This window comes from Croceicoccus estronivorus (assembly GCF_001625325.1).
GTDB classification, from domain to species: Bacteria; Pseudomonadota; Alphaproteobacteria; order Sphingomonadales; family Sphingomonadaceae; genus Caenibius; species Caenibius estronivorus.
In genome coordinates this window covers 152,768-174,538 of the sequence record NZ_JRQQ01000001.1, presented here as the reverse complement: position 1 = coordinate 174,538, position 21,771 = coordinate 152,768, and the positions used below count along the sequence as shown (strand labels likewise).

General features: G+C 60.3%; 24 protein-coding genes. 15 read left to right on the top strand and 9 right to left on the bottom strand.

What is annotated here, in order from left to right:
* The first annotated feature begins 3 nt into the window (after nt 1-3).
* The 5 genes from MB02_RS00870 (at nt 4) to MB02_RS00850 (ending at nt 5,008) form a co-directional block, all read left to right on the top strand.
* A complete protein-coding gene (locus MB02_RS00870) occupies nt 4-918 on the top strand; it encodes a sulfite exporter TauE/SafE family protein (protein ID WP_067531342.1) in 915 nt (304 codons plus the stop codon).
* The gene (locus MB02_RS00865; RefSeq protein ID WP_067531340.1) at nt 915-1,667 is read left to right on the top strand and encodes a TIGR02186 family protein; all 753 of its coding nucleotides are present in this window, start codon (nt 915-917) and stop codon (nt 1,665-1,667) included. Before MB02_RS00870 ends, MB02_RS00865 begins: the two co-directional genes overlap by 4 nt.
* A 218-nt stretch (nt 1,668-1,885) precedes the next feature.
* Nucleotides 1,886-3,517, top strand: coding sequence for an ATP-binding protein (locus MB02_RS00860; protein WP_067532188.1), 1,632 nt, complete (start codon nt 1,886-1,888; stop codon nt 3,515-3,517).
* A gap of 227 nt (nt 3,518-3,744) precedes the next feature.
* A complete protein-coding gene (locus MB02_RS00855; protein WP_235829375.1) occupies nt 3,745-4,518 on the top strand; it encodes a hypothetical protein in 774 nt (257 codons plus the stop codon).
* 88 nt (nt 4,519-4,606) lie between these two features.
* On the top strand, nt 4,607-5,008 hold the full coding sequence (locus tag MB02_RS00850) for a hypothetical protein (protein WP_156495370.1): 402 nt from the start codon (nt 4,607-4,609) through the stop codon (nt 5,006-5,008).
* A gap of 23 nt (nt 5,009-5,031) precedes the next feature.
* Here MB02_RS00850 and MB02_RS00845 read toward each other — a convergent pair whose 3' ends face one another.
* Nucleotides 5,032-5,766 carry a 7-carboxy-7-deazaguanine synthase QueE gene (locus tag MB02_RS00845; RefSeq protein WP_067531336.1) on the bottom strand — a complete coding sequence of 245 codons (735 nt, stop codon included), beginning with the start codon at nt 5,764-5,766 and terminating at the stop codon, nt 5,032-5,034.
* A gap of 85 nt (nt 5,767-5,851) precedes the next feature.
* Nucleotides 5,852-8,689 carry a valine--tRNA ligase gene (locus tag MB02_RS00840; RefSeq protein ID WP_067531334.1) on the bottom strand — a complete coding sequence of 946 codons (2,838 nt, stop codon included), beginning with the start codon at nt 8,687-8,689 and terminating at the stop codon, nt 5,852-5,854.
* 97 nt (nt 8,690-8,786) lie between these two features.
* On the opposite strand from MB02_RS00840, the gene MB02_RS00835 reads away from it, so the two are divergent.
* Genes MB02_RS00835 through MB02_RS00820 form a run of 4 tightly spaced genes read left to right on the top strand, consistent with a single transcriptional unit; the run spans nt 8,787 to nt 12,342 of the window.
* On the top strand, nt 8,787-9,899 hold the full coding sequence (locus MB02_RS00835; protein WP_067531332.1) for an ABC transporter permease: 1,113 nt from the start codon (nt 8,787-8,789) through the stop codon (nt 9,897-9,899).
* 2 nt (nt 9,900-9,901) lie between these two features.
* Nucleotides 9,902-10,771: an ABC transporter ATP-binding protein gene (locus tag MB02_RS00830; RefSeq protein ID WP_082825881.1), complete on the top strand. Its 870-nt coding sequence runs from the start codon at nt 9,902-9,904 to the stop codon at nt 10,769-10,771.
* Nucleotides 10,772-10,780: 9 nt separating this feature from the next.
* Nucleotides 10,781-11,719, top strand: coding sequence for an MlaD family protein (locus tag MB02_RS00825; protein WP_067531330.1), 939 nt, complete (start codon nt 10,781-10,783; stop codon nt 11,717-11,719).
* A 14-nt stretch (nt 11,720-11,733) separates the two neighbouring features.
* Nucleotides 11,734-12,342 (top strand): ABC-type transport auxiliary lipoprotein family protein, encoded by a 609-nt coding sequence (locus MB02_RS00820; RefSeq protein ID WP_235829374.1) that lies wholly within the window; start codon nt 11,734-11,736, stop codon nt 12,340-12,342.
* Between the two features lie 9 nt (nt 12,343-12,351).
* Here the strand turns inward: MB02_RS00820 and MB02_RS00815 are convergent, their stop codons facing one another.
* Genes MB02_RS00815 through crcB form a run of 7 tightly spaced genes read right to left on the bottom strand, consistent with a single transcriptional unit; the run spans nt 12,352 to nt 16,874 of the window.
* Nucleotides 12,352-13,080 carry an Nmad3 family putative nucleotide modification protein gene (locus MB02_RS00815; protein WP_067531328.1) on the bottom strand — a complete coding sequence of 243 codons (729 nt, stop codon included), beginning with the start codon at nt 13,078-13,080 and terminating at the stop codon, nt 12,352-12,354.
* 28 nt (nt 13,081-13,108) lie between these two features.
* Nucleotides 13,109-13,813: an ATP12 family chaperone protein gene (locus MB02_RS00810; protein ID WP_067531326.1), complete on the bottom strand. Its 705-nt coding sequence runs from the start codon at nt 13,811-13,813 to the stop codon at nt 13,109-13,111.
* Nucleotides 13,810-14,019 carry a hypothetical protein gene (locus MB02_RS00805; RefSeq protein ID WP_067531324.1) on the bottom strand — a complete coding sequence of 70 codons (210 nt, stop codon included), beginning with the start codon at nt 14,017-14,019 and terminating at the stop codon, nt 13,810-13,812. The genes MB02_RS00810 and MB02_RS00805 overlap by 4 nt, the downstream gene beginning before the upstream one ends.
* Nucleotides 14,016-14,669 (bottom strand): HAD-IA family hydrolase, encoded by a 654-nt coding sequence (locus MB02_RS00800; protein ID WP_067531322.1) that lies wholly within the window; start codon nt 14,667-14,669, stop codon nt 14,016-14,018. The genes MB02_RS00805 and MB02_RS00800 overlap by 4 nt, the downstream gene beginning before the upstream one ends.
* Nucleotides 14,666-15,289 (bottom strand): FMN-binding negative transcriptional regulator, encoded by a 624-nt coding sequence (locus MB02_RS00795; RefSeq protein WP_067531320.1) that lies wholly within the window; start codon nt 15,287-15,289, stop codon nt 14,666-14,668. The genes MB02_RS00800 and MB02_RS00795 overlap by 4 nt, the downstream gene beginning before the upstream one ends.
* The gene (locus MB02_RS00790) at nt 15,289-16,476 is read right to left on the bottom strand and encodes an RluA family pseudouridine synthase (RefSeq protein ID WP_067531318.1); all 1,188 of its coding nucleotides are present in this window, start codon (nt 16,474-16,476) and stop codon (nt 15,289-15,291) included. The genes MB02_RS00795 and MB02_RS00790 overlap by 1 nt, the downstream gene beginning before the upstream one ends.
* On the bottom strand, nt 16,473-16,874 hold the full coding sequence (gene crcB / locus MB02_RS00785) for a fluoride efflux transporter CrcB (protein ID WP_170304595.1): 402 nt from the start codon (nt 16,872-16,874) through the stop codon (nt 16,473-16,475). The genes MB02_RS00790 and crcB overlap by 4 nt, the downstream gene beginning before the upstream one ends.
* Before the next feature lie 205 nt (nt 16,875-17,079).
* On the opposite strand from crcB, the gene rpsU reads away from it, so the two are divergent.
* The 6 genes from rpsU to gatB all read left to right on the top strand — a co-directional run bounded on the left by rpsU (nt 17,080) and on the right by gatB (nt 21,767).
* Nucleotides 17,080-17,286, top strand: a complete 207-nt coding sequence (rpsU, locus tag MB02_RS00780) for a 30S ribosomal protein S21 (protein WP_067531316.1) — start codon at nt 17,080-17,082, stop codon at nt 17,284-17,286.
* Between the two features lie 124 nt (nt 17,287-17,410).
* A complete protein-coding gene (locus tag MB02_RS00775) occupies nt 17,411-17,962 on the top strand; it encodes an FKBP-type peptidyl-prolyl cis-trans isomerase (RefSeq protein WP_067531314.1) in 552 nt (183 codons plus the stop codon).
* Nucleotides 17,963-18,022: 60 nt separating this feature from the next.
* Nucleotides 18,023-18,325: an Asp-tRNA(Asn)/Glu-tRNA(Gln) amidotransferase subunit GatC gene (gatC, locus tag MB02_RS00770; RefSeq protein ID WP_067531312.1), complete on the top strand. Its 303-nt coding sequence runs from the start codon at nt 18,023-18,025 to the stop codon at nt 18,323-18,325.
* Complete coding sequence (gatA, locus tag MB02_RS00765; protein WP_067531310.1) at nt 18,325-19,821, top strand: Asp-tRNA(Asn)/Glu-tRNA(Gln) amidotransferase subunit GatA; 1,497 nt, start codon at nt 18,325-18,327, stop codon at nt 19,819-19,821. The genes gatC and gatA overlap by 1 nt, the downstream gene beginning before the upstream one ends.
* A complete protein-coding gene (locus tag MB02_RS00760) occupies nt 19,818-20,273 on the top strand; it encodes a hypothetical protein (RefSeq protein WP_156495369.1) in 456 nt (151 codons plus the stop codon). The genes gatA and MB02_RS00760 overlap by 4 nt, the downstream gene beginning before the upstream one ends.
* Complete coding sequence (gene gatB / locus MB02_RS00755; protein ID WP_067531306.1) at nt 20,274-21,767, top strand: Asp-tRNA(Asn)/Glu-tRNA(Gln) amidotransferase subunit GatB; 1,494 nt, start codon at nt 20,274-20,276, stop codon at nt 21,765-21,767. It abuts the gene before it with no gap.
* The last annotated feature ends 4 nt before the right edge of the window (nt 21,768-21,771 follow it).

The window sequence follows — 21,771 nt, the reverse complement described above, 5'->3', positions numbered from 1 at the left end:
GCCATGGACGTCTACCTCCCAATCGCCAACCTGTCGGTCAATGGGCTGGTTATTATTGCTTTGGGGGCGGTCACAGGAATTCTGTCGGGCATGTTTGGCGTCGGTGGCGGTTTCCTCACTACGCCTTTGCTGATCTTCTACGGCATTCCGCCAACTGTCGCGGCGGCTTCGGCGGCCAGCCAGGTTACCGGCGCCAGCGTGTCGGGAGTGTTTGCCTATACCAAGCGTAACGGCGTGGATTACCAGATGGGCGGCGTCATGGTCGCCGGCGGCGTTTTGGGCTCGGGCATCGGCGCGCTGTTGTTCAATTTTCTCGAATCGGTCGGGCAGATCGATACCGTTATCAATATCCTCTATGTCGTGCTTCTCGGCACGATCGGCGGGCTCATGGCGCGCGAGAGTATCCAGGCGATCCGGGCAGCTCGCGAGGGAGCGCCGCCGCCGCCGCGCAAGCGCCGTCACCACCCCATCGTTGCCAGCCTGCCGTTGCGCTGGAGGTTCTATCGTTCCGGCCTCTACATATCGCCGCTGGCGCCTCTGGCTATCGGCATGGGGGTGGGGGTATTGACGACACTGATGGGTGTCGGCGGGGGCTTCATCCTCGTTCCGGCGATGCTTTATATTCTCGGAATGAGCGCGAATGTCGTGGTCGGGACATCGCTGTTCCAGATCCTGTTCGTGACAATGGCATCGACGATGATGCATTCGTTGACCACGAAAGCAGTGGACATCGTTCTTGCGGTTCTCCTGTTGCTTGGCTCGGTCACTGGTGCGCAGATTGGCAGTCAGTTGGCAGGCAAGTTCCAGCCTCAGAAATTGCGCTTTATTCTGGCGGCGATCGTCCTGCTGGTTGCGTTGCGGATGGCCTTTGGCCTTGGATTCCGGCCGAGCGAAATTTACTCGGTGGCGCCGTTATGAGGATGCTGTTCGCCTTGGTGGCCTTGCTGCTGCTTGGTGCTGCGCGCGATCCGATCCTCGTGCCTGAAGTCTCTCAGCATGACATTCAGGTGAGGCAAGGCTTCACTGGTACCGAGTTGCTGCTGTTCGGGGCGATTCTCGACCCGAGCGGCACCCGGGCCGGTCGTGACTATGATATCGTGGTCGTACTCAAGGGGCCGACGCAGCCCATTCGTCTGCGGGAAAAGCAGAAAATTGCGGGAATCTGGATCAATGCCGATAGTACGGCCTTCCGTTCTGCACCCTCGTTCTTCGCGGTTGCCTCGTCACGTCCCATTGGCGAAATCGTGGATGAGCGGACGGCGGCAATCTACGAACTGGGCCTGAATTGGCTGCAACTGTCACCCATCGGAGCAATCGACCCGGAAGAACAGGCGCGCTTTTCATCCGGACTTGTCGATTTGCGAGCCCGCGAAGGGTTGTACAGCGAAAATTCCAAAGGCGTCGAAGTCAGCGAACAAGTTTTGTATCAGGCGCGCATCTCGCTCCCTTCCAGTGTTCAGACAGGCACGTATACGGCAGAAACCTTCGCCATTACCAAGGGCCGGGTGATCGCTTCCGCGACAGCCAAGGTGGAAGTGCGCAAGATCGGCTTCGAACGCTTCGTTGCGGTATTCGCCCAGGAACAGTCGCTGTTTTACGGCTTGCTGGTCGTAGCGGTGTCGGTTGGTATGGGCTGGCTGGCAGGTCGCCTGTTCGCGCTCGTGTAAGGCCGCCTGCGTGCTTTCCCCGAGCCGCGCCAATGCCCGATTGACGCGATCTTAACCCCGCACGGGGTATGCGGACCTTTGAAATCACAGGAAGGCCGCAGGCGAAATTCATGAACGAAATGAGCAATCAGGACGGATTTCAGGCGTTCCCCGGTGGGCAGGCCGCGGGTTCAGCCAGCGCAACAGTGGCAGGACGGCCCCAATCCGCAACCCCTGCAATGAGGGTGTCGGCGGATGCAGGGGAAAATGCATCAATGCCCATTGGCGTTGTGCTGGAAATCGCCGGTTCCTCGTCCCAGATTGCGCTCGATCTGCAACGGCTCAACGAATGCTCGGAGGATGCCGATCCGTCCGTTGCACTGGCCGGCCAGGTCGGCAGCCAGATCAAGATTCGTGTGGGTGACAGCTGGCTGCTTGCCAGTGTTCGCACGCAGAAGAAGGATGCCCGCAACAAGGACGGGATCATCGCCAGCATCGATTTCCTTGGTGAAGGCGAACAGGAAAAACTGACTCATCGGATCCATGGTTTCCGTCGCGGTGTTACACGCTACCCGATCCCCGGTGCGCTGGTTTACCCTGCTACTTCCGCTGACTTGCGCCAGATCTATGCCAGCGACGGACGGTCGAGTGTCCAGATCGGCACTGTGTTCCCGACCGAAGATATTCGCGCCGGGCTTTATATCGATTCGATGCTGGGCAAACACTTCGCCCTGCTGGGGTCGACCGGTACCGGTAAGTCGACTGCTGCGGCCTTGATCCTGCACCGGATCTGCGATGCCGCGCCCAATGGTCATATCCTGATGATCGATCCGCACGGCGAATATGCCCACGCATTCAAGGGCAATGGCATGTTGCTCGACGTGTCGAACCTGCAGATGCCGTACTGGCTGATGAATTTCGAGGAACACTGCGAAATTCTTCTCACCGCGACCGGAAACGACCGGCAGGTGGACGCGGATATTCTGGCCAAGTGCCTGCTGCAGGCACGGGCCAAAAACCGTCTGGCGGAAGGCATGGGCAAGATCACCGTGGATTCCCCGATTCCGTATTTGCTGTCGGACCTGACCAACATTCTCCAGACGGAAATGGGCAAGCTCGAAAAGGCGACGTCGACGGCGCCTTACCAGCGGATCAGAAGCAAGATCGACGAATTGAAAGCCGATCCGCGTTATCAGTTCCTGTTTTCGGGTATGCTGGTGGGGGATACGATGGCGGAATTCATCGCCAAGATCTTCCGCATGCCGACCGAGGGGAAGCCGATCTCGATCATCGACGTATCGGGCGTGCCATCCGACGTGACTTCCACCGTCGTGGCGGTTCTCAGCCGTCTCGTATTCGATTTCGCGGTCTGGGGACGGGAGGAGCGTACGCGCCCGATCCTGCTGGTTTGCGAAGAAGCTCACCGTTATGTTCCAAACGAAAAGAATGCGGACGGTTCCTCTGTGGGGCGCATCCTGTCGCGTATCGCCAAGGAAGGGCGTAAATACGGTATTTCGCTTGGTCTGATTACCCAGCGTCCATCGGACCTTGCGGAAGGTGTCCTGTCGCAGTGCGGTACGATCATTTCGATGCGTCTCAACAACGACCGGGACCAATCGTTCGTGAAAGCGGCCATGCCGGAAGGCGCGCGGGGCTTCCTCGATTCCATTCCTGCTCTGCGTAACCGTGAGTGCATCATTTGCGGAGAAGGTGTGTCTATCCCCATCCGCGTGAGTTTCGACGACCTTGATGAAATGCGGCGTCCGGCGTCCGAGGATCCCTCATTCACGGAGCTTTGGCGTGCCAATGGCAACGGGGACGAGGAAGCGGTGTTCCGCACAGTGTCGCGTTGGCGGGCCCAGGGACGGTAAGAGTAACTCTGGTAGCGTCCAAGGTATCGCCGCGCTGAGTGCCAGTTATCGCGATTGTGGATGCATTCGTGGCGTTTGGCGCTCGCGGAATTTGCCTGATCTCGTGGAACAGGTCTATTTCTGTAAGCTGAGGTTCATTCACAGAACTTCAGATGGGCACATCCTGTCCTCGTAACAAACGCGTGATTGGCTTGGTTCGGTCGGGGCGCGGCTATTAGAGTCGTTTTTTGTTGTTCAAGCAGAACGGTGTGCTTTCCGGTATCTTGCCCGCGCGGTTTCGTGCGGATTTCGGGCGTCGTGCGACCGGCATTATTCTGGCGGTTCTCATCGAAGGGCTCGTTCTGCTGGCACTGCTGAGTTTGAGCCAATTGCAAACGGAGGATGACAAGCCGGGGCTGGCCCTGTCGACCTTCGAAGTGAGTGCAGAGCCCGAACCGCAGCCGGAAGAACCTTCTCCCGAACCCAGCGTGAAGGAAGCGCCACAGCCGCCCAAGCCCAAACCGGCTGAGCCAAAGCAGGAAGAGCAGAAGGAACCGGCCCCGACGCGGCCCATCATGATTCCTTTGACGCACGATCAGATGGTGTCGGCCGATATCGCCAAAGCTCCGACGCAGCCCAAAGAATCGTCCACAAGTGAACCGGTAATCGGGCCGCCGGATATCGGGGGACCTCAGGATACTCCGCGGATCGGAGGGGTGGGGCCGCACGGTGAACCGCTCTACGCCGCATCATGGTATCGCGAACCCTATCCCGACGAATTGCGTGGGTACCTGTCGACCGCAATGGGGCCTGGCTGGGGGCGTATCGCCTGTCGCACGGTTCCCGATTTCCGGGTGGACGATTGCGTGATCGTGGATGAATATCCCAAGGGTTCCAACATTGCTCGGGCCGTGTTGGCCGCATCATGGCAGTTTCGTGTTCGACCCCCGCGGATCGGCGGGCGGTCGATGGTTGGGGAATGGGTCGGGATACGCATCGATTATAACTTTCGGCCCAAATGATGCGGAATGCTGTCCGGCCCGCTAAGCAGGCGTTAATTCCATGCGGGGAGAATGGCAGGAAGGTGGCCATTTTGCGGGAGGCGCGATAATGATCGGAACTTTGCTGGCGCTATTGTCCTTGCAAGCCACCGCTAGCGGTGACCCTGCCGTGATTCGGCTGGATGGCCGGTGCCAATATCCCGAAGCGGTGGCGCGCTACCGCTACGAAACCACGCTCGTGCTATGCGATTCCCTTGCGATCGGCAGCGAAGGGGATGAGACAGTACTTGATTTCAGCAGGCAGAGCTGGGGCTCGATGATCCGAATATCTGGTAGGATGTCCGGCGCGCGCATGACAATCGACCACATATATTTCCGGGAACGACCTGCCGTCGAGGCGACCGGAACGTGCGAGATTTTCTATAGAGGCGGCAAAGTGTCTTTGGTCAGTTGCCTCGCCAAGGCCGGGTCGCGCACTTATGCGACCAACTTCGTCGTCTCTCGCCTCTGACAGACGGGTAAGAAGGGGAAGTATCACGTCCCCCGCGTATCGCCGTAAAGATGGATATGCAGGCGGTCGCTCATGCGGAAACGATGCTGCATGCACAGGTCCGACAACCATTTTTCGCGCGTGCGCAAAGTGATGCTGTCAGTTCCTTCTGCCATCAGGAAGATGCGTTCCGCGGGTATTGCGTAACGCTCTTGCAAGGCGAGCACTTCTTCCACATCTGCTGGCTGCGCGACCACGAATTTGAAGAACGCCCGCCGGTCGGCGGCCCATGCCGTCAGTCTTTCAGGCAGCAAAGCCAGTTCTGTCGGGTTGCCGCTATGCGCCAGCTTGGGGCTGACGTTGTATTGGTGGATCAATGCATCCAGCGCGGGTGGGGGGGCGACAGTGCCGTTGGTTTCAACTTCCACGTGCATGTCTGGCAGGTGTGCCAGCATCCGGGCAAGGGCAGGGGCCTGCAACAGCGGCTCTCCGCCGGTCACAACAAGGCGGTTCTGGCCGAGGGTTGAAATCCTGGCAGCAGCATCCTCTTCCGCAAAAGTTACCTGATTGGCTGCACGGTCAAACGCTGCGTCGTCGCGATGGGGCCGGTTGTCGCCCGTGAAGCGCCACGTGTACGCCGTGTCGCACCAGTGGCAGGCGAGGTTGCAGCGTGATAGCCGAATGAAAGTGCTGGGCTGGCCCTGGGACGGTCCCTCGCCTTGCAGGGAGGCAAAGATTTCCGGCTCGCCCGGCGTCGTCGTGGCGAGGACTAGGGGCATGGCGGGCCGGTTCTTCCCATGCCCACGTGCGTCACCGTACCCGGGAAAGACCGGGTACGATTATCGGCGGATGCCGAACGCTTTCTCACCCCAGCCGCGCCAGCGCCGTGGCCAGACGTTCAGCTTCGGCGGTATGGTAGGCATGGTCGGCCTTGGCCTTTTCGACTGCTTCCGGTTTGGCTCGTTCAACGAAGTTCGGATTGTCCAGCCGCTTGGCGAGGGCATCCCGCTCCTTGGCGGAAGCCGCCATTGCCTTTTCCAGGCGGGCCTTTTCCGCATCGATGTCGATCACTCCAGCAAGGGGGATGACGAAGATATCGTTGCCGACCGTTACCTGCATCGCCGCACCGGGCGTCGCGGGCGCAACTTCAATGGTCGAAAGACGGGCCAGCCGTTCGATCGCGGCCATGTTGTTCGATACGGCTTTGGCGGCCAACTCGCTCGGCATCTCGCAGAATGCGGCCAGCTTGGTACCCGGAGCAATACCAAGCTCGTTTTTCGCGGCACGGATGCCTGATGTCAGCGCGATCAACCAATCGACTTCGGTCTTTGCCTCCGCGTCGATCGCAGTGCTCGGTTGCGGCCACTTGGCGAGAATCAGTTCGTAGGGCCGCTCCGTCCCGTTGACCCGGCTCTGTGCGTGCCACAGCTCTTCGGTGATGAAGGGCATGAACGGGTGCAGCATGACGAGAATCTGGTCGAGTACCCAGCCGGCAACTTCCTTCGTTTCGTCATCGAAATTGCCTTTGATCAGCTCGATGTACCAGTCGCAGAAGGTGTCCCACGCAAAATGGTAGATGGTATTGGCCGCAGCGTCGAAGCGCAGTTCGGCCATCGCCTTGTCCAGCGCGGAGAGGGTTTCCACCACTTCGCCGACGATCCATCTGTTGACTGCGCTGGTCGCTCTGGGTGCCGCCAGACTGGTGCTGGCGCCGATCCCGTTGGACTGGCAGAAGCGAGTGGCATTCCACAGCTTGGTAGCGAAGTTGCGGTATCCTTCGACCCGCTTGTCATCCATCTTGATGTCGCGGCCCTGGCTTTCCATCGCCGCCATGAAGAAGCGCAGCGCGTCAGCACCATATTTGTCGATCAGGCCCAGCGGATCGACGACATTGCCCTTGGACTTGGACATTTTCTGCCCGTCCGCCGCACGGACAAGGCCGTGCAGGTACAGCTTCGGCCATGGCACGTCCTTCATGAAATGCATACCCTGCATCATCATGCGCGCATCCCAGAAGAACAGGATGTCGAAGCCGGAAACCAGCAAGTCGTTGGGATAGTGCTTTGTCAGCAACTCCGTTTCATCCGGCCAGCCGAGCGTGGCGAATGGCCACAGGGCGGACGAGAACCAGGTGTCGAGGACGTCGGGGTCGCGCCAGAGCACAATGGAATCGTCTGGCCGCTTGGTTTCCAGCCAAACTCGGGGTGCTTGGATGCCGTCCTCTGCGAAATGGATATTGGAAGGCTCTACGTCATAAAAGAGCGCTGCTTGAATTTTCGCGTCTTCGTCCGTCTCAGCCACAAAGACAGGTGCGGACGCTGTTGAGCGGTCCCAAGTTAGACCGACGGATGAATCGACCGCTGGCCCATACCACGCTGGAATCCGGTGTCCCCACCACAGTTGCCGGGACACGCACCAGGGCTGGATATTGTCCATCCAGTTGAAGAAGGTCTTTTCCCAAGTCTTGGGCACGATTTCGATCTTGCCGGTCTTCACTGCCTCGATCGGGGCTTTCGCCAGTTCGGCGGCGTTCACGTACCACTGATCGGTCAACCAAGGCTCGATCACCACGCCGCCACGGTCGCCGAAAGGCGTCTGGATCGTACGCGGCTCGGCATCTTGTATGACCTCGTTGCCTTCCTTGTCCTTGGTGACATGGGGGATGAGGAAACCCAGTTCCTTCATTTCCGCAACGACAGCATCGCGCGCTTCGAAGCGATCCATGCCAAGGTACTTGTCCGGTACCAGCCCATCCGAGGTTTGCACCACGTGGGCGTCGGCATCCAGCATGTTCAACATCTGCGAGGGTTCAATCCCCGCGCGCTTGCCCACGTCGAAGTCGTTGAAGTCATGCCCCGGCGTGATCTTTACTGCGCCGCTGCCCAGTTCCGGGTCGGCATGTTCATCCGCCACTACCTTGAACCGGCGACCGGTGATAGGTTGCAGAATGTCCTTGCCGATAACCGACTTGTACCGCTCATCTTCCGGGTGAACGGCCACGGCCATATCGGCCAGCATGGTTTCAGGCCGTGTGGTGGCGACTTCGATGTAGTCCTGCCCGTTGTCGAGTTTTACACCGTCAGCGAGCGGATATTTGAAGTGCCAGAAGCCGCCTTTCACTTCCCTCGTCTCGACCTCGAGATCGGAGATGGCAGTCTTCAGCTTCGGGTCCCAGTTCACCAGCCGCTTGTCGCGGTAGATCAGGCCCTGATTATACAGGTCCACGAACACTTTGAGCACGGCACGCGTGAAATGTTCGTCCATGGTGAACTGTTCCCGGCTCCAGTCCATGGAACAGCCCAGGCGGCGTAGCTGGCGGGTAATGGTGCCGCCGCTTTCCTCTTTCCATTCCCAGACTTTGTCGATGAACTGTTCGCGCGTGTAATTGGTGCGCTTGTCCTGCCGCTCTTCCATCTGGCGTTCGACGACCATCTGGGTGGCGATGCCTGCATGGTCCACACCCACGACCCACAGCGCGTCTTTGCCGCGCAGGCGTTCGTACCGGATCACGATATCCTGCAACGTGTTGTCCAGCGCGTGGCCGATGTGCAGGCTGCCGGTCACGTTCGGCGGCGGGTTTACGATGGTGAATGGGGGCGCGTTCGGCCGTTCCGGGCGGAACAGGCCGTTGCCTTCCCAGTGCGCGTACCATTTCGCCTCGATAGCGGCGGGGTCGAATGTCTTGTCCAATTCGGTGCTCATGCTGGTCCGGCCTTTGCCAGCGCCGCTCTGACAGCGCAACCGTTGCCGCGCTTAGGTGCCTTGCCGGGGCCGCATTTTACCCCCATACCGCGCGGCGATGACCGAATGGGCCAGTTACACGTTTGAAGAAGACAATGCGGATGGCGCGGAGCTTGCGCTGGCCGGACGCCTTATCATTTCATCGGTCGGTTCTCTCGATGGGGAACTGCGGAATATCGACCGCCCGATTGCTCGTGTGGACATTGCACAGGTCGAAGAAATCGACACGGTCGGGGCGTGGCTCGTCTGGCGTCTGGCACGCGATCACGATGCCGAAATCACCGGGGCGAACGACAAGGCCCAGCGCCTGATTGAAACTGTGCGTTCCAGCGCCAGCACTGCGGAAATCGCACCGCCGCGGATGCCTGTGTTCGAACGGGTGCCGGAAATCGTCGGATTGACAGTGACCGGCTGGGGCAAGGGCGCGATCCAGTTGGTCGGCTTCTTCGGTTCGATCCTCGTCGCATTCTGGGGCATGGTCCGTCAGCCTTCGCGTTTCCAGACGAAGGCTCTTGTCCGCCAGATTGAATTGGTCGGCGTTAATTCGCTGGGCATTATCGGATTGATGAGTTTCCTCATCGGTATCGTCATTGCCCAGCAGGGTGCGGTGCAGCTGCGTCAGTTCGGGGCGGAAATCTACACCATCAACCTGACCGGCCGGATCACTTTGCGCGAACTGGGCGTTCTGATGACGGCGATTATGGTAGCGGGCCGCTCGGGCTCGGCCTTCGCGGCGCAGATCGGGACGATGAAACTGACCGAGGAAGTCGATGCGATGCGCACGATCGGTGTGTCACCGATCGAAGCGCTGGTGATTCCGCGCATTCTGGCCGCTGTGTTGATGATGCCGCTGCTGGGCTTCTTTTCCGCCGTCATTGGCATCATTGGTGGCGCCTTTCTGGCGGATGTGGCGTTGGACATTCCGTTCTTCACTTTCCTCGCGCGGATTCAGGAGGTGGTGCCGCTGCACGACGTTTGGGTCGGGCTGGTCAAGGCGCCGGTGTTCGGGCTGATCGTCGGGCTGGCGGGCTGCTATCAGGGGATGCAGGTCAAATCGAATGCCGAGGAAGTCGGCCTGCGCACGACCATGGCCGTGGTCCAGGCCATTTTCATGGTGATCGTGCTCGATGCGTTTTTCGCGGTCTTTTTCACCGAAGTGGGCTGGGACTGACAATGGCGGAAAACCAGCAGCCAGATATTGTGGAAGAGGCCGCCCCGAACGAGGAGCATTACAACGGCGATTATGCGATTGTCGTTGAGGGGCTTACCAACCGGTTCGGTGATCAGGCGGTCCACGAAAACCTCTCTCTCAAGGTTCGGCGCGGCGAAATTCTGGGCATCGTGGGTGGATCGGGCACTGGCAAATCGGTCCTGATGCGCTCGATCATAGGCCTGCAGATTCCCTCTGAAGGGCATATCGAGGTATTGGGCCATTCGATTACCGAGGCGGAGCCGGACGAACAGATCGGTGTGCGGTCGCGCTGGGGCGTTCTGTTCCAGGGAGGGGCGCTGTTCTCCACGTTGACTGTGGGCGAGAATGTAGAAGTGCCGCTGCGACAGTTCTATCCTGAAATCGGAGACGAATTGCGCCACGAGATCGCCCGTTACAAAGTGCGCCTGTCAGGGCTGCCGGAGGAAGCGACCAGCAAGTACCCTTCGGAGCTTTCGGGCGGGATGAAGAAGCGCGCCGGGCTTGCCCGTGCGCTCGCGCTCGACCCTGAACTGCTGTTCCTCGACGAACCGACCGCCGGGCTCGACCCCATCGCCGCGTCTGCTTTCGACCGGCGCACGCGCGAATTGACGGATACGTTAGGCCTCACGGTCTTTCTCATCACGCACGATCTCGATACTTTGTACGAGATATGTGACAGGGTGGCCGTGCTGGCCGATGGACAGGTGATCGCTGTCGGGACCATTCCCGAATTGCTGGCAACCGATCACCCGTGGATTCAGGAATATTTCAACGGGCCACGCGGTCGTGCCGCCAAGGCAAGCCGCAAACGGGCGAAGGCCATGGACAAGCAGCCCAGCGGGAAGGCATAGACCACGGCAATGGAAACACGGGCAAACCACGTTTGGGTTGGGGTCGTCACGCTGGTGCTCACGGCGGCGCTGGCGGCATTCGTCATCTGGATCGCGCGAATCAATGCGGGGGACCAGCACGAATACGACATCTTCTTCAAACAGTCCGTCGATGGACTGGCGAAGGGGTCGGAAGTCACCTTTTCCGGGGTTCCTGCTGGTTTGGTGAAGTCGATAGAGCTGTGGCCGAAGGACCCGGAATTCGTGCGGGTGCGGATCGCCCTGGATGACAAGGTGCCAATTCTGCAGGGAACGACGGCGACAGTGCAGGGCAGCTTTACCGGGGTTTCGAAAATTCAGCTCGACGGGGCTGTGCGCGGCGCGCCGCCGATCAAGGAGCCGGGACCGGAAGGTGCCCCGGTGATTCCGACCAAGCCCGGCGGACTGGGGGAAATCCTTTCCAATGCGCCCTTGTTGCTCGAACGGCTGGCCACGTTGACGGAAAGGCTGACCATTGTTCTTTCCGACGACAATCAGAAATCGATTTCGGGTATTCTGGCGAATACCAATCGGATGACCGCCAACCTTGCCGATGCTTCTCCGCAAATCGAACGGGTTCTGGCCGAACTCCAGGCGACCCTGCGTCAGGCCAACTATAGCCTCGCGGCGTTCGAAAAGGTCATGGGATCGACGGACAAGCTGCTGAATGAAGATGGCAACTCGCTTGCCAATCAGATGCGTGCGACGATGGCTTCGGTGCAGAAGGCCTCGGATGAACTGGAAGCAACGCTGCACGAGGCCAGGCCAGCCGCACAACAATTGTCGCAAAGCACTTTGCCCGCAGCCGAGGCAACCCTGCGTGATCTCAGAGCGACGAGCCGGGCATTGCGGAACATGACCGAAAGCGTCGAGAGCGGTGGCGCGGGCGCGGTGCTCAAGGGGCAGCAGTTGCCCGATTACAAGCCATGATTGGGGAACAGGCGATGACTGTAACACGCCGCATGACACGGAACGGGATATTCGGTGCGGCTGCGCTTTCGCTGCTGCTGACCTTGCCGGGGTGCATTAGCCTGGGCGCCAAGGTGCCCGACCAGCTCATGACTCTCACGCCCGACGTGTCGGCAAGTGCCGGATCGGTGGCAAGCGGAACGCTGGCCGATGCGATTGCCGTCATCGACCCCGGCACGCCGCGTGAACTCGATGTACAACGCATTCCGGTGCAGGTGAACGATACCGAAATCGCCTATCTCAAGGATGCGACATGGGTGGAAAAGCCTGCACGGTTGTTTCGCCGCCTGCTCTCGGAAACGATCCGCGCGGGCGGAACGCGGCTGGTGATAGGCGGGGCTGACGAACAATATGCCGCCGCGACCAAGCTGACCGGACAATTGCTCGCCATGGGTTATGACGCGCGGACGCAATCGGTCGTCGTGCGTTTTGAGGCGGTTTTGGCCCGCCCGGGGGGCAAGATCGCCACACGGCGTTTCGAAAGCGAGATTGCCGGGGTTGCACCCAAGGCGCAATATGTCGGCCCGGCACTGAATGAGGCAGCAAACGATGTTGCGGCGCAAGTCGCGGAATGGGTTGGCTGAAGACTGGCCCTAGCCGCGGATCGCGGCGATCGTTGCGTTGAGCCAGCGATGGGGCAGAGGATCATTGCCGATATCGCAAATGAATTCCTGCCCCCGGCTGGCGGCGATCAGTTCCCCCTTGCCGGGCCAGCGTTCGTTCTTGCCGTGGTAAGTCAGCCCATACCGTTGGAGCCAGGCCGGGACTGACCAGCGATTGAGCGGGCCACCCGGCACTGTGAGGCGGAGCGATGGCGTCGCCGCTGCGGCCAGCGCGCCGGGGCCGTGATAGATCGTATTATTGCCGCCCCATTCCCCGATCAGATGGGGATGGGCACGTGGTGGTTCATTCCAGCCATCGGCCTGTCTGACGTCGTCTGGCGCACCGAAGCATGCCACCTGCATGTAGCCGAAAATGCGGTGATGCCGCTCTCCGCTTTCAGGATCGGCGAACAGTCCGAAAAACAGGAATACATCTCCTGTCCCGACATCGTTCTTTGCCAGATGCCCTTGCGCGGCGGCGCATTGCCCGAACCAGCACTGTTCGCGGGCAAACATCGGATCGTCGTGGCACAGGGCCTCATGCCGTATGCGGCCACGAGTAGTTTCTTCCACTAGATCGCCCAGTTGGCGATCCGCGTAAGTCGTATGCGAACGGTCCTGCGCCGGAATTGGAAGAGAAATCGGGCGCCCATCGATGATCGGTGAAGGCCTGCCGCCGGCGGAACTGTCGAAACCCTTGCGGCTGAAGATTATGCGCATTGCGGTTGTCCAGCCTCTTTGGTCGAGGTCAGGAAGCTTCTTCGCGCGTCAGCCGTGCGAAGCGCAGGGCGTTGGTGAATTCCGCCTGCCGCCGGTCGCGTCTTTCCTTGGCGAGATAATCCTTGCCCCACAATTCCATCTGCCAGTCTTCCTCGCAGTTCGCCGCAGCCCAGAGCGCTTCTGCGTCGGCATCCTCTTCCAGCGCGGCAAGGGCAATGGAAAGCGAAGTGGAAAGCGAGGCCAGGGTATTCAGTGCGGCCAGCGCGAAATCATCCTGTTCGGCGAGATGCCGACGGATGGCTTCCAGAGTTTCGGGTGGCTGCGGGCGGTGCATGATCCCGCTGACTCGAGTGAAGCGTACACCGTGTCTGGCTTCGATGGAGGAAAGCAACGGCTCCCAGACTTCCTGTTGCCGCTGGAACAGGGCTTCATCCGGATCGGCCCGGTAACAGAGCGTGTCGGTTTCCGCATAGCGCAGCAATTCACCAATGGCGGCGTCTCGGTTGGGGCGAACGACGTCGATTGCATAGTCGGCCATGTCACGAAACAGGAAATGCGCGGGATCGATTTCCTCGCCTTGTCCGTCCCATTCGCTGGCCAGCGCGTTGGCAAGGGTCTCGTTCGGCACGACCTGCGGTGCGCCCATTGCGGTCTTGATGCCCCGCCCATCGAGCATCACGCGCCAGCCGCCGTCTGCGGATTCTGCCAGGGCTTCTTTGTAAAATTTCTTCATGGGAGCGGGGTTCGCCATTTACGGGCCAGTATTTGTGGGACGACGAAAATATCGACCAGCCCAATCACGAGGATTGGCCAGGCGGCAATTTCGGGGATCGGGAGCACTCCGTTCAGCGCGAGGAGAGAAAGCAGTACCATGACCACTCCGCCCAGTCGCAGGGCCTGCATCACGATAAAGCGGTTGCGGGCAGGGTCCTGATTCATGCGAGCAATTTCCCTAGTTCTTCGGGTGTTTCAGCGACGGCATCTGCCCCCGCTGCGAGCAATTCGTCGGGCGTGTGATAACCCCAGCCGACGCCGATGGGGCGCACTCCCGCCGCGCTGGCCATCGCAATGTCATACGTCGTATCGCCGATCATGACGCTGTCGTTCGGCGCGGCGCCCGCCTCTCCCAAAGCGGCCTCCAGCATGGCAGGATGTGGTTTCGAAGGGTGACGATCGGCTGTCTGCAAGGTTACGAAGTGATCGGAAAGATTGTGGACGGCCAGCACATTGCGCAGGCCCCGGTCGGACTTGCCTGTGGCAACCCCAAGATCCCAGCCTCTGCCGGCAAGCTGGATCAGCAACGGCGCAATGCCGGGGAACAGCGGTTCGGAAAGCCGCCCTTCGGCGCGCATCGTCCGGAATGCCTTTTTGTAGGCCTCGCTTGTCATATGCCACAGGTCCGGGGAGGCGTCGGGTACGAGGTTGCGGATGGCAATCGGCAGGCTCAGGCCCACTATGCGGCGCACAGCGGCTCGGTCGGGTGTGGCAAGGCCGGTCTCGGCGAAGGCGAGTTCCATAGCCGTGCAGATATCGGCCTGCCCGTCCACCAGAGTGCCGTCGCAGTCAAAAACGGCAAGGCGTATGGTCATTGGCTATTCCCCAATTGGCGCATCAACTGCGCGATGGCGCGCGAACCTTCGGTTTCCAGCCCGTCTGCGACTCTTGCCTGTTCGGCCGCAGGCTTGTTCTGGCTCAGCTTGAAGGTGGGGCGCCGCGCGCGCACCTCCATTTCAAAACCGACGATTGCGCCCATCAATTTTTGAAGTGCTGCGTCGGGCAGCTTTTTCATCGTCCAGGGCTGTCCATTGACGATCCGCGCCTCATGCCGTTCGGTCAATGCGGTCAGCAGGCCGAGCAATCCATCCTGATCCATCCGGCGGACCGGACCTTCCAATTCCAGTGAGACGTAATTCCAGGTCGGGACCTGAGCTCCATCGGCGTACCACCGCGGGCTGACATAGCCGTCAGGGCCGTTAATCACGGCCAGTGCAACCGTTCCGGCCAGGTGGCGGGCAAGGGCATTTCCTCTGGCGAGGTGGAACTGCACAGCGCCATCGCCGGTCGATAGCAGCGATGCATGAGCCACGCGCGGGCCATCGGGCGTGGCGGCGAAGATCATGCCGAAGCCGATCTGGTCGATCAGGGTTTCCAGCAGCGCATGGTCGGAAGCACCAGAAAACACCGGACGAAAGGCGGCGTTGGGATGCATCAGGGCTTGCGTGGCCTCGACGCAGGCCGTTTCCCCTTGGGAGAAGAGGGTTTACCGGTGGGACGCTTCCCTTTCGATGGCTTGCCGGCGGCCTGACCGCGCTCGCCACTCTTGCGGCTGCGGCGTTCCCCACGCCGTTCCTTGCGGTATTGTTTGGCATGGGCTTTCGCAGCCTGCTTCTTCGCAACCTTTTCGGGAACTGCCGGAGCTTCGGGCAAGGCATGGCCATCGGCCTCGTCAAAGCCGAGTTGTGCCATCGAAGCCGCGAAATGATCGGGCAACCCGGCAGTGACGTCCAGCGGTGTGCCGTCGGGATGATCGATAATCAGGCGCCGGGCATGAAGATGCATCTTGCGGCTGATGCTGCCGGTCAGAAATGCATCCTGTCCGCCATATTTGCCGTCGCCGACGATCGGGTGTCCGATGGCAGCCAGGTGGACGCGAAGCTGATGCGTGCGTCCGGTCAGCGGTTGCAGTTCCAGCCAGGCCGCACGGTTTCCAGCCCGATCGACGATGCGATAGCGAGTCTTGGCCGGCTGGCCGTTCTCCTCGTCCACATGCATCTTTTCGCCGCCGGTGCCCGGTTGCTTCGCCAGTGGGGCGTCGATGGTGCCTTCGGCGACATCCGGCACGCCGACGACCAGTGCCCAATAGATCTTCTTCGCGGAACGGCCCGAAAAGCGCTTGGAAAAGAAAGCCGCGCTGCCGGGTGTGCGGGCGACCAGCAGAACGCCGGACGTATCCTTGTCGAGCCTGTGGACCAGACGAGGGCGAGGGGCCTTCTCGTCATGCGGAGGAATGTAGGCGTCCAGCAGACCGTCGACATGGCTGGTCGTCTTTGTCCCGCCCTGGGTCGCGAGCCCCGGCGGTTTGTTGAGCACGATCGCCGCCTTGTCCTGATGGATGACCATCGCATCGGCTTGTGCGAGTTCGTCCTCCGTTAGCGGGCGGCGTGTGGGTTGCGCGCGGCCAGCGGTATCGCCGCCTGGCGGGATTCTCAGTATCTGGCCGGTCTCCAGCCGGTCTTCGGGCTTTGCCCGCTTGCCATCCACCCGGATCTGCCCGGTGCGTGCCCAGCGCGAAACCATGGCAAAGCCGATCTGCGGCAGGTGACGCTTGAACCAGCGGTCCAGCCGGATACCATCGTCGTCCGGTGCGACAGTAAATTGCCTGACGAAATCGCTCATCCGATTGACCTCATGGTCATGAGGCCGAGAAACATTGCCGCGACGCCGGCCGCCAGCGAAAAGCCGGCATAGGCTACTGCCATGCCGATCGCTCCGCGTTCAGCCAGCAGTACCATTTCCATGCTGAATGACGAGAACGTGGTGAATCCGCCCAGCATGCCGACACCCAATAGTAGCCGCCAGTGTTCACCGCCGTGCCCGTGGCGCGCGAGAAAGCCGACAAGCAGGCCCATGCACAGGCTGCCAACGACATTGGCGGTGAACGTCGCCCACGGAAAGGCGATGTTCGGGCCAAACCAGTGCGTCACCAGCCGCCCGAGTTGATAGCGCAGGACGGCGCCGGTGCCGCCGCCCAGCGCGACATAGAGCGAGGCAATCAGGGGGGTAGGAGGTGTCATGCAATTCGCCTTAGACGCCGATGGCCGCGGGGGGAAGCCGGATGCATGTACGACGCGTAATCCCTTGCCATTTCCCCCCGATTCCGATAGGGGCGCCCGCAATCGATGCGAGTCCGAAGGGGAATCGGCATCGTTTTCTCTGATTTAGGGAGGCCTTACCCACCGGCGTGGGCAGTCACCCATAGCTGTTGAGGTACTTGGATTTATGCAGATCATCGTTCGCGATAACAATGTCGACCAGGCTCTCCGCGCGCTCAAGAAGAAGCTGCAGCGTGAGGGCGTCTATCGCGAAATGAAGCTGCGCCGCCACTACGAAAAGCCGAGCGAAAAGCGCGCCCGTGAAAAGGCCGCCGCCGTCCGCCGCGCCCGCAAGCTGGAGCGCAAGCGGATGGAACGCGACGGCAGCCGTTAAGGCCGTCTGACGAGGGGTGGTTTCAAGGACCCGCTTGATCGCCACTCATCGATGAGCCAAGAGGGCGCGGATTCGTTTCCGCGCCCTTTTGCTATCCGGGCATGGCCCATTCGAGGATTCTGAGATGACCGAAATCACCCGCGTTCCGATCCTGCCGATCAAGAAGGGCTCTCTGCCCAAGCTCTGGATCGGTGTCGCCGCCGCTGCCCTGGCTGGCGCGGGGCTCGCCTGTGCGACAGTTCCGCATGGCGTCGAAGTGGTGGAAATTACTGCTGGCGTTGGTGCTTCACCCAGTGAAAATGACGTGATCTTCGCCCGGTATGTCGGCAAGCTGTCCGACGGGACCGTGTTCGACGAGGGCAAGGATGTGGATCTTCCGATTCCGGGAATCTTCCCGCAAGGACAGCCTTTGCCTCTGTCGCAGATGGTGCCGGGCTTCCGCGAAGGCGCGATGAAGATGAAGAAGGGCGGCAAGTACCGTCTCGTCATCCCGGCGGACAAGGCCTATGGTGCGACCCCGCCGCAGGGTGCGCCGATCCCGCCGAATGCCGACCTGACTTTCGAGATCGAACTGGTCGATTTCATGTCGGAAGACGATTTCCAGAGCCGGTTGGGAATGTTCCAGCAAATGATGCAGGCACAGGCGGCCAAGCAAGGCGGCGAAGCGGCGAAATAAGCGCGCCTGCAAAGGCGTTGGGATTCCATTACAAAGGGGCAGCCATGGCTGTCGAAGCCTATGTCAGTTGATAAGGCCACTGTGGCCAGAATTGCCTCGCTGGCCCGGATCAAGGTCAGCGATGAAGAGCTTGAGGCGATGGTGCCCGAACTGAACCAGATTTTGGGCTGGGTCGAACAGTTGGGGGAAGTGGATGTAACCGGCATCGAACCGATGACCGCAGTCATTCCGAATACGTTGCGCCTGCGCGACGATGTCGTTGATGCCGATCCCCTGACAGGCGGCGGTCGGCGCGATGCGGTTCTGGCCAATGCTCCCGCAGCCGAGCATGGCTTCTTTGGCGTGCCGAAGGTGATTGAATAATGTCAGACAACGCAAACGACGTTACGGAACTGGGCGTTGCCGCCATCCGCGACGGGGTGGCCAAAGGTGACTTCAGCGCGCGCGAAGTGGCAGAGGCGTTCAATGCCAATGTTGCAGCCGCTGGCGAGTTGAACGCCTTCATCGTGGCAACTCCCGACATGGCGTTGGAAGCTGCCGGCAGGGTCGATGCCGACCGTGCGGCTGGCAAGGCCCTGGGCAAGATGGCCGGTGTGCCGATCGGCATGAAGGATCTGTTCGCCACCAATGGTGTGCAGACCACTGCCGCATCGCACATTCTCGAAGGGTTCAGCCCGCAGTATGAAAGCACTGTCTCGCAGAAGTTGTGGGATGCTGGTGCAGGGATGCTGGGCAAGCTCAATCTCGACCAGTTCGCCATGGGCTCGTCCAACGAAACGAGCTATTTCGGCAACGTGATTTCGCCATGGCGGCGCAACGACGGCGGAAATGCCCCGTTGGCTCCTGGTGGTTCATCCGGCGGGTCCAGCTCGGCCGTCGCCGCGCGGCTGTGTCCCGCGGCGACGGGCACGGATACGGGCGGGTCGATCCGTCAGCCGGCGGCTTTTACCGGGATTACCGGGATCAAGCCGACATATGGCCGGTGCAGCCGGTGGGGGATTGTCGCCTTCGCCAGTTCGCTCGACCAGGCGGGGCCGATGGCGCGCGACGTGCGCGATTGTGCGATCATGCTGGAGGCAATGGCCGGGTTCGATCCGAAAGATGCGACCAGCCTCGATATGCCTGTGCCTGAATGGGAAGCTGGCCTTACCGCCGACATGAAGGGCAAGAAGGTGGGTATTCCGCGCGAATACCGCATGGACGGCATGGATGCGGATGTCGCGAAAAGCTGGGAAGACGGCATTGCCTGGCTCCGTGATGCCGGGGCCGAGATCGTCGATATTTCCCTGCCTCACACCAAATATGCGCTTCCAGCCTATTATATCATCGCCCCGGCAGAAGCGTCGTCCAACCTCGCACGCTACGATGGTGTCCGATATGGTCTGCGGGACCTGCCGGAAGGGGCGGGCCTGCAGGACATGTACGCTGCAACCCGTGCAGCGGGCTTCGGAGCGGAGGTCAAACGCCGTATTCTGATCGGCACTTACGTGCTTTCGGCTGGTTTCTACGATGCCTATTACACCCAGGCACAGAAGGTCCGGACTCTGATCAGCCACGATTTCAAGAACGCCTTCACCGAATGTGACGTTATCCTTGCACCGACCACGCCGAGCGCGAGTTTCGCACTTGGGGAAAAATCGGGCGATCCGCTGGAAATGTACCTGAACGACGTGTTCTCGGTCCCGGCGAGCCTTGCCGGGCTCCCGGCGATGAGCGTCCCTGCCGGTCTCAACCGCGAAGGGCTCCCGCTCGGCCTGCAAATCATCGGCAACGCGTTCGACGAACAGGGCGTGCTTAATGCCGGTCTCGCGCTTGAACAGCGCGCCGGGTTTACGGCCAAACCGGAAAAGTGGTGGTGAAACAGAGCAATGCCGAAGTTGCCCGTGCGCACTTATGTGAGGTCTTGTGTAAAAGGGGATACACACTCAAATGGATAAGCGGACGCTCGCCATATTTCAATGTTTCACGAAATGATGGCAGAGTTGTTCGTATGTATGTGAAGCCTGGGAAAGACGGAAAGTTTCGATGGCAGGCTTCTGGTGAAGGGATAGTGCCGACGCTCACGAATGAAGGCTTTGTCGCGCTTGTCGCACTTGATGAAGAGCAAAACCCTACGGCACTAAGAATTGTGCGAAATACGGATTTGCAGCGTTGCCTGTGTGATGATTTTGTTTTTTGGGTCAAGGCAAAACCGGAAAAAAGAAGCATTGATGGTACAAATCGTCAGATCGAATTTTATGGTCAGGAAACACCAGACAACAAAGGATTCGAATATGCGCGAAAACTACCTGATGATTTGGAGTTCCACTGAGTGAGCGAATATCGCATTCAGGGCGCAACAGGCGAATGGGAGGTCGTGATCGGCCTCGAAGTCCACGCGCAAGTGACGAGCAAGGCAAAGCTTTTTTCGGGCGCGGCGACTGCTTTCGGGGCGGAGCCGAACAGCCAGGTCAGCCTGATCGATGCGGCTATGCCCGGCATGCTGCCGGTGCCCAACCGCGAATGCATTCGTCAGGCGGTCCGCACTGGCATGGCCATCGATGCGGAGATCAACAAATGGTCTCGTTTCGACCGCAAGAATTACTTCTATGCCGATTTGCCGCAGGGCTATCAGATCAGCCAGCTCTATCACCCGCTGGTGGGTGAAGGACGGCTGGAAATCCAGCTGGATGACAAGGATCCCGAAAACACCAAGACGATCGGGATCGAGCGTATCCATGTGGAACAGGATGCGGGCAAGCTGATGCATGATCAGCACCCGACGATGTCCTATGTGGATCTCAACCGGTCGGGCGTGGCGCTGATGGAAATCGTCAGCCGTCCCGACATGCGGAGCCCTGCCGAAGCAGGCGCTTATGTGCGCAAATTGCGTACGATTCTACGCTATGTCGGAAGTTGCGACGGAAACATGGAAGAAGGCTCCATGCGTGCCGACGTCAACGTGTCCGTGCGGCGGCCGGGCGAGCCTTTCGGCACCCGGACGGAGACGAAGAACGTCAATTCCGTTCGTTTTGTCATGGCCACGATCGAGCATGAGGCGAACCGTCAGGTCGATCTGATTGAGAGCGGCGGCAAGGTCGTGCAGGAAACCCGGCTGTTCGACCCGGACACCGGCACGACACGATCCATGCGCAGCAAGGAAGACGCGCACGATTACCGCTATTTCCCTGATCCGGACTTGCTCCCGTTGGTGCTGGAAGATGCGTTCCTTGATGAGTGTCGCGCCAGCCTGCCTGAACTGCCGGATGCCAAGCGCCACCGGTATGAGAACGGGCTGGGCCTGTCGGCTTACAACGCAGGCATATTGACTGCGGAGGTCGAAACGGCCCGCTGGTTCGAAGAACTGCTGGTCCAGACGGCCAAGGCGCAGGGTAAGGACGATGCGGACGTTGCCAAGCAGGCTGCGAACTGGCTGACTTCGGAACTGTTCGGTGCGCTCAACAAGGTTGGCAAGGGGCTGGATGATAGTCCCGTCAGCCCTGCCGCAGGGGCCGAATTGCTGGCTTTGATCGGAGACGGCACGATATCCGGTTCCATCGCCAAGCAGGTGCTGGAAAAGATGCTTGAAACCGGAGATGGCGCTGCGGCGATTGTCGAGCGTGAGGGGTTGAAGCAGGAAAGCGACACTGGCGCGATCGAGGCGGCAATTGATGCGGTGATGGCCGCGAATGCCGACAAGGTCGAGGAGTATCGCGGCGGCAAGGACAAACTGTTCGGCTTCTTCGTCGGTCAGACCATGAAAGCGATGCAGGGCAAAGCCAATCCGCAGGTTGTGAACGAATTGCTCAAGACGAAGCTCGGATAAAGTC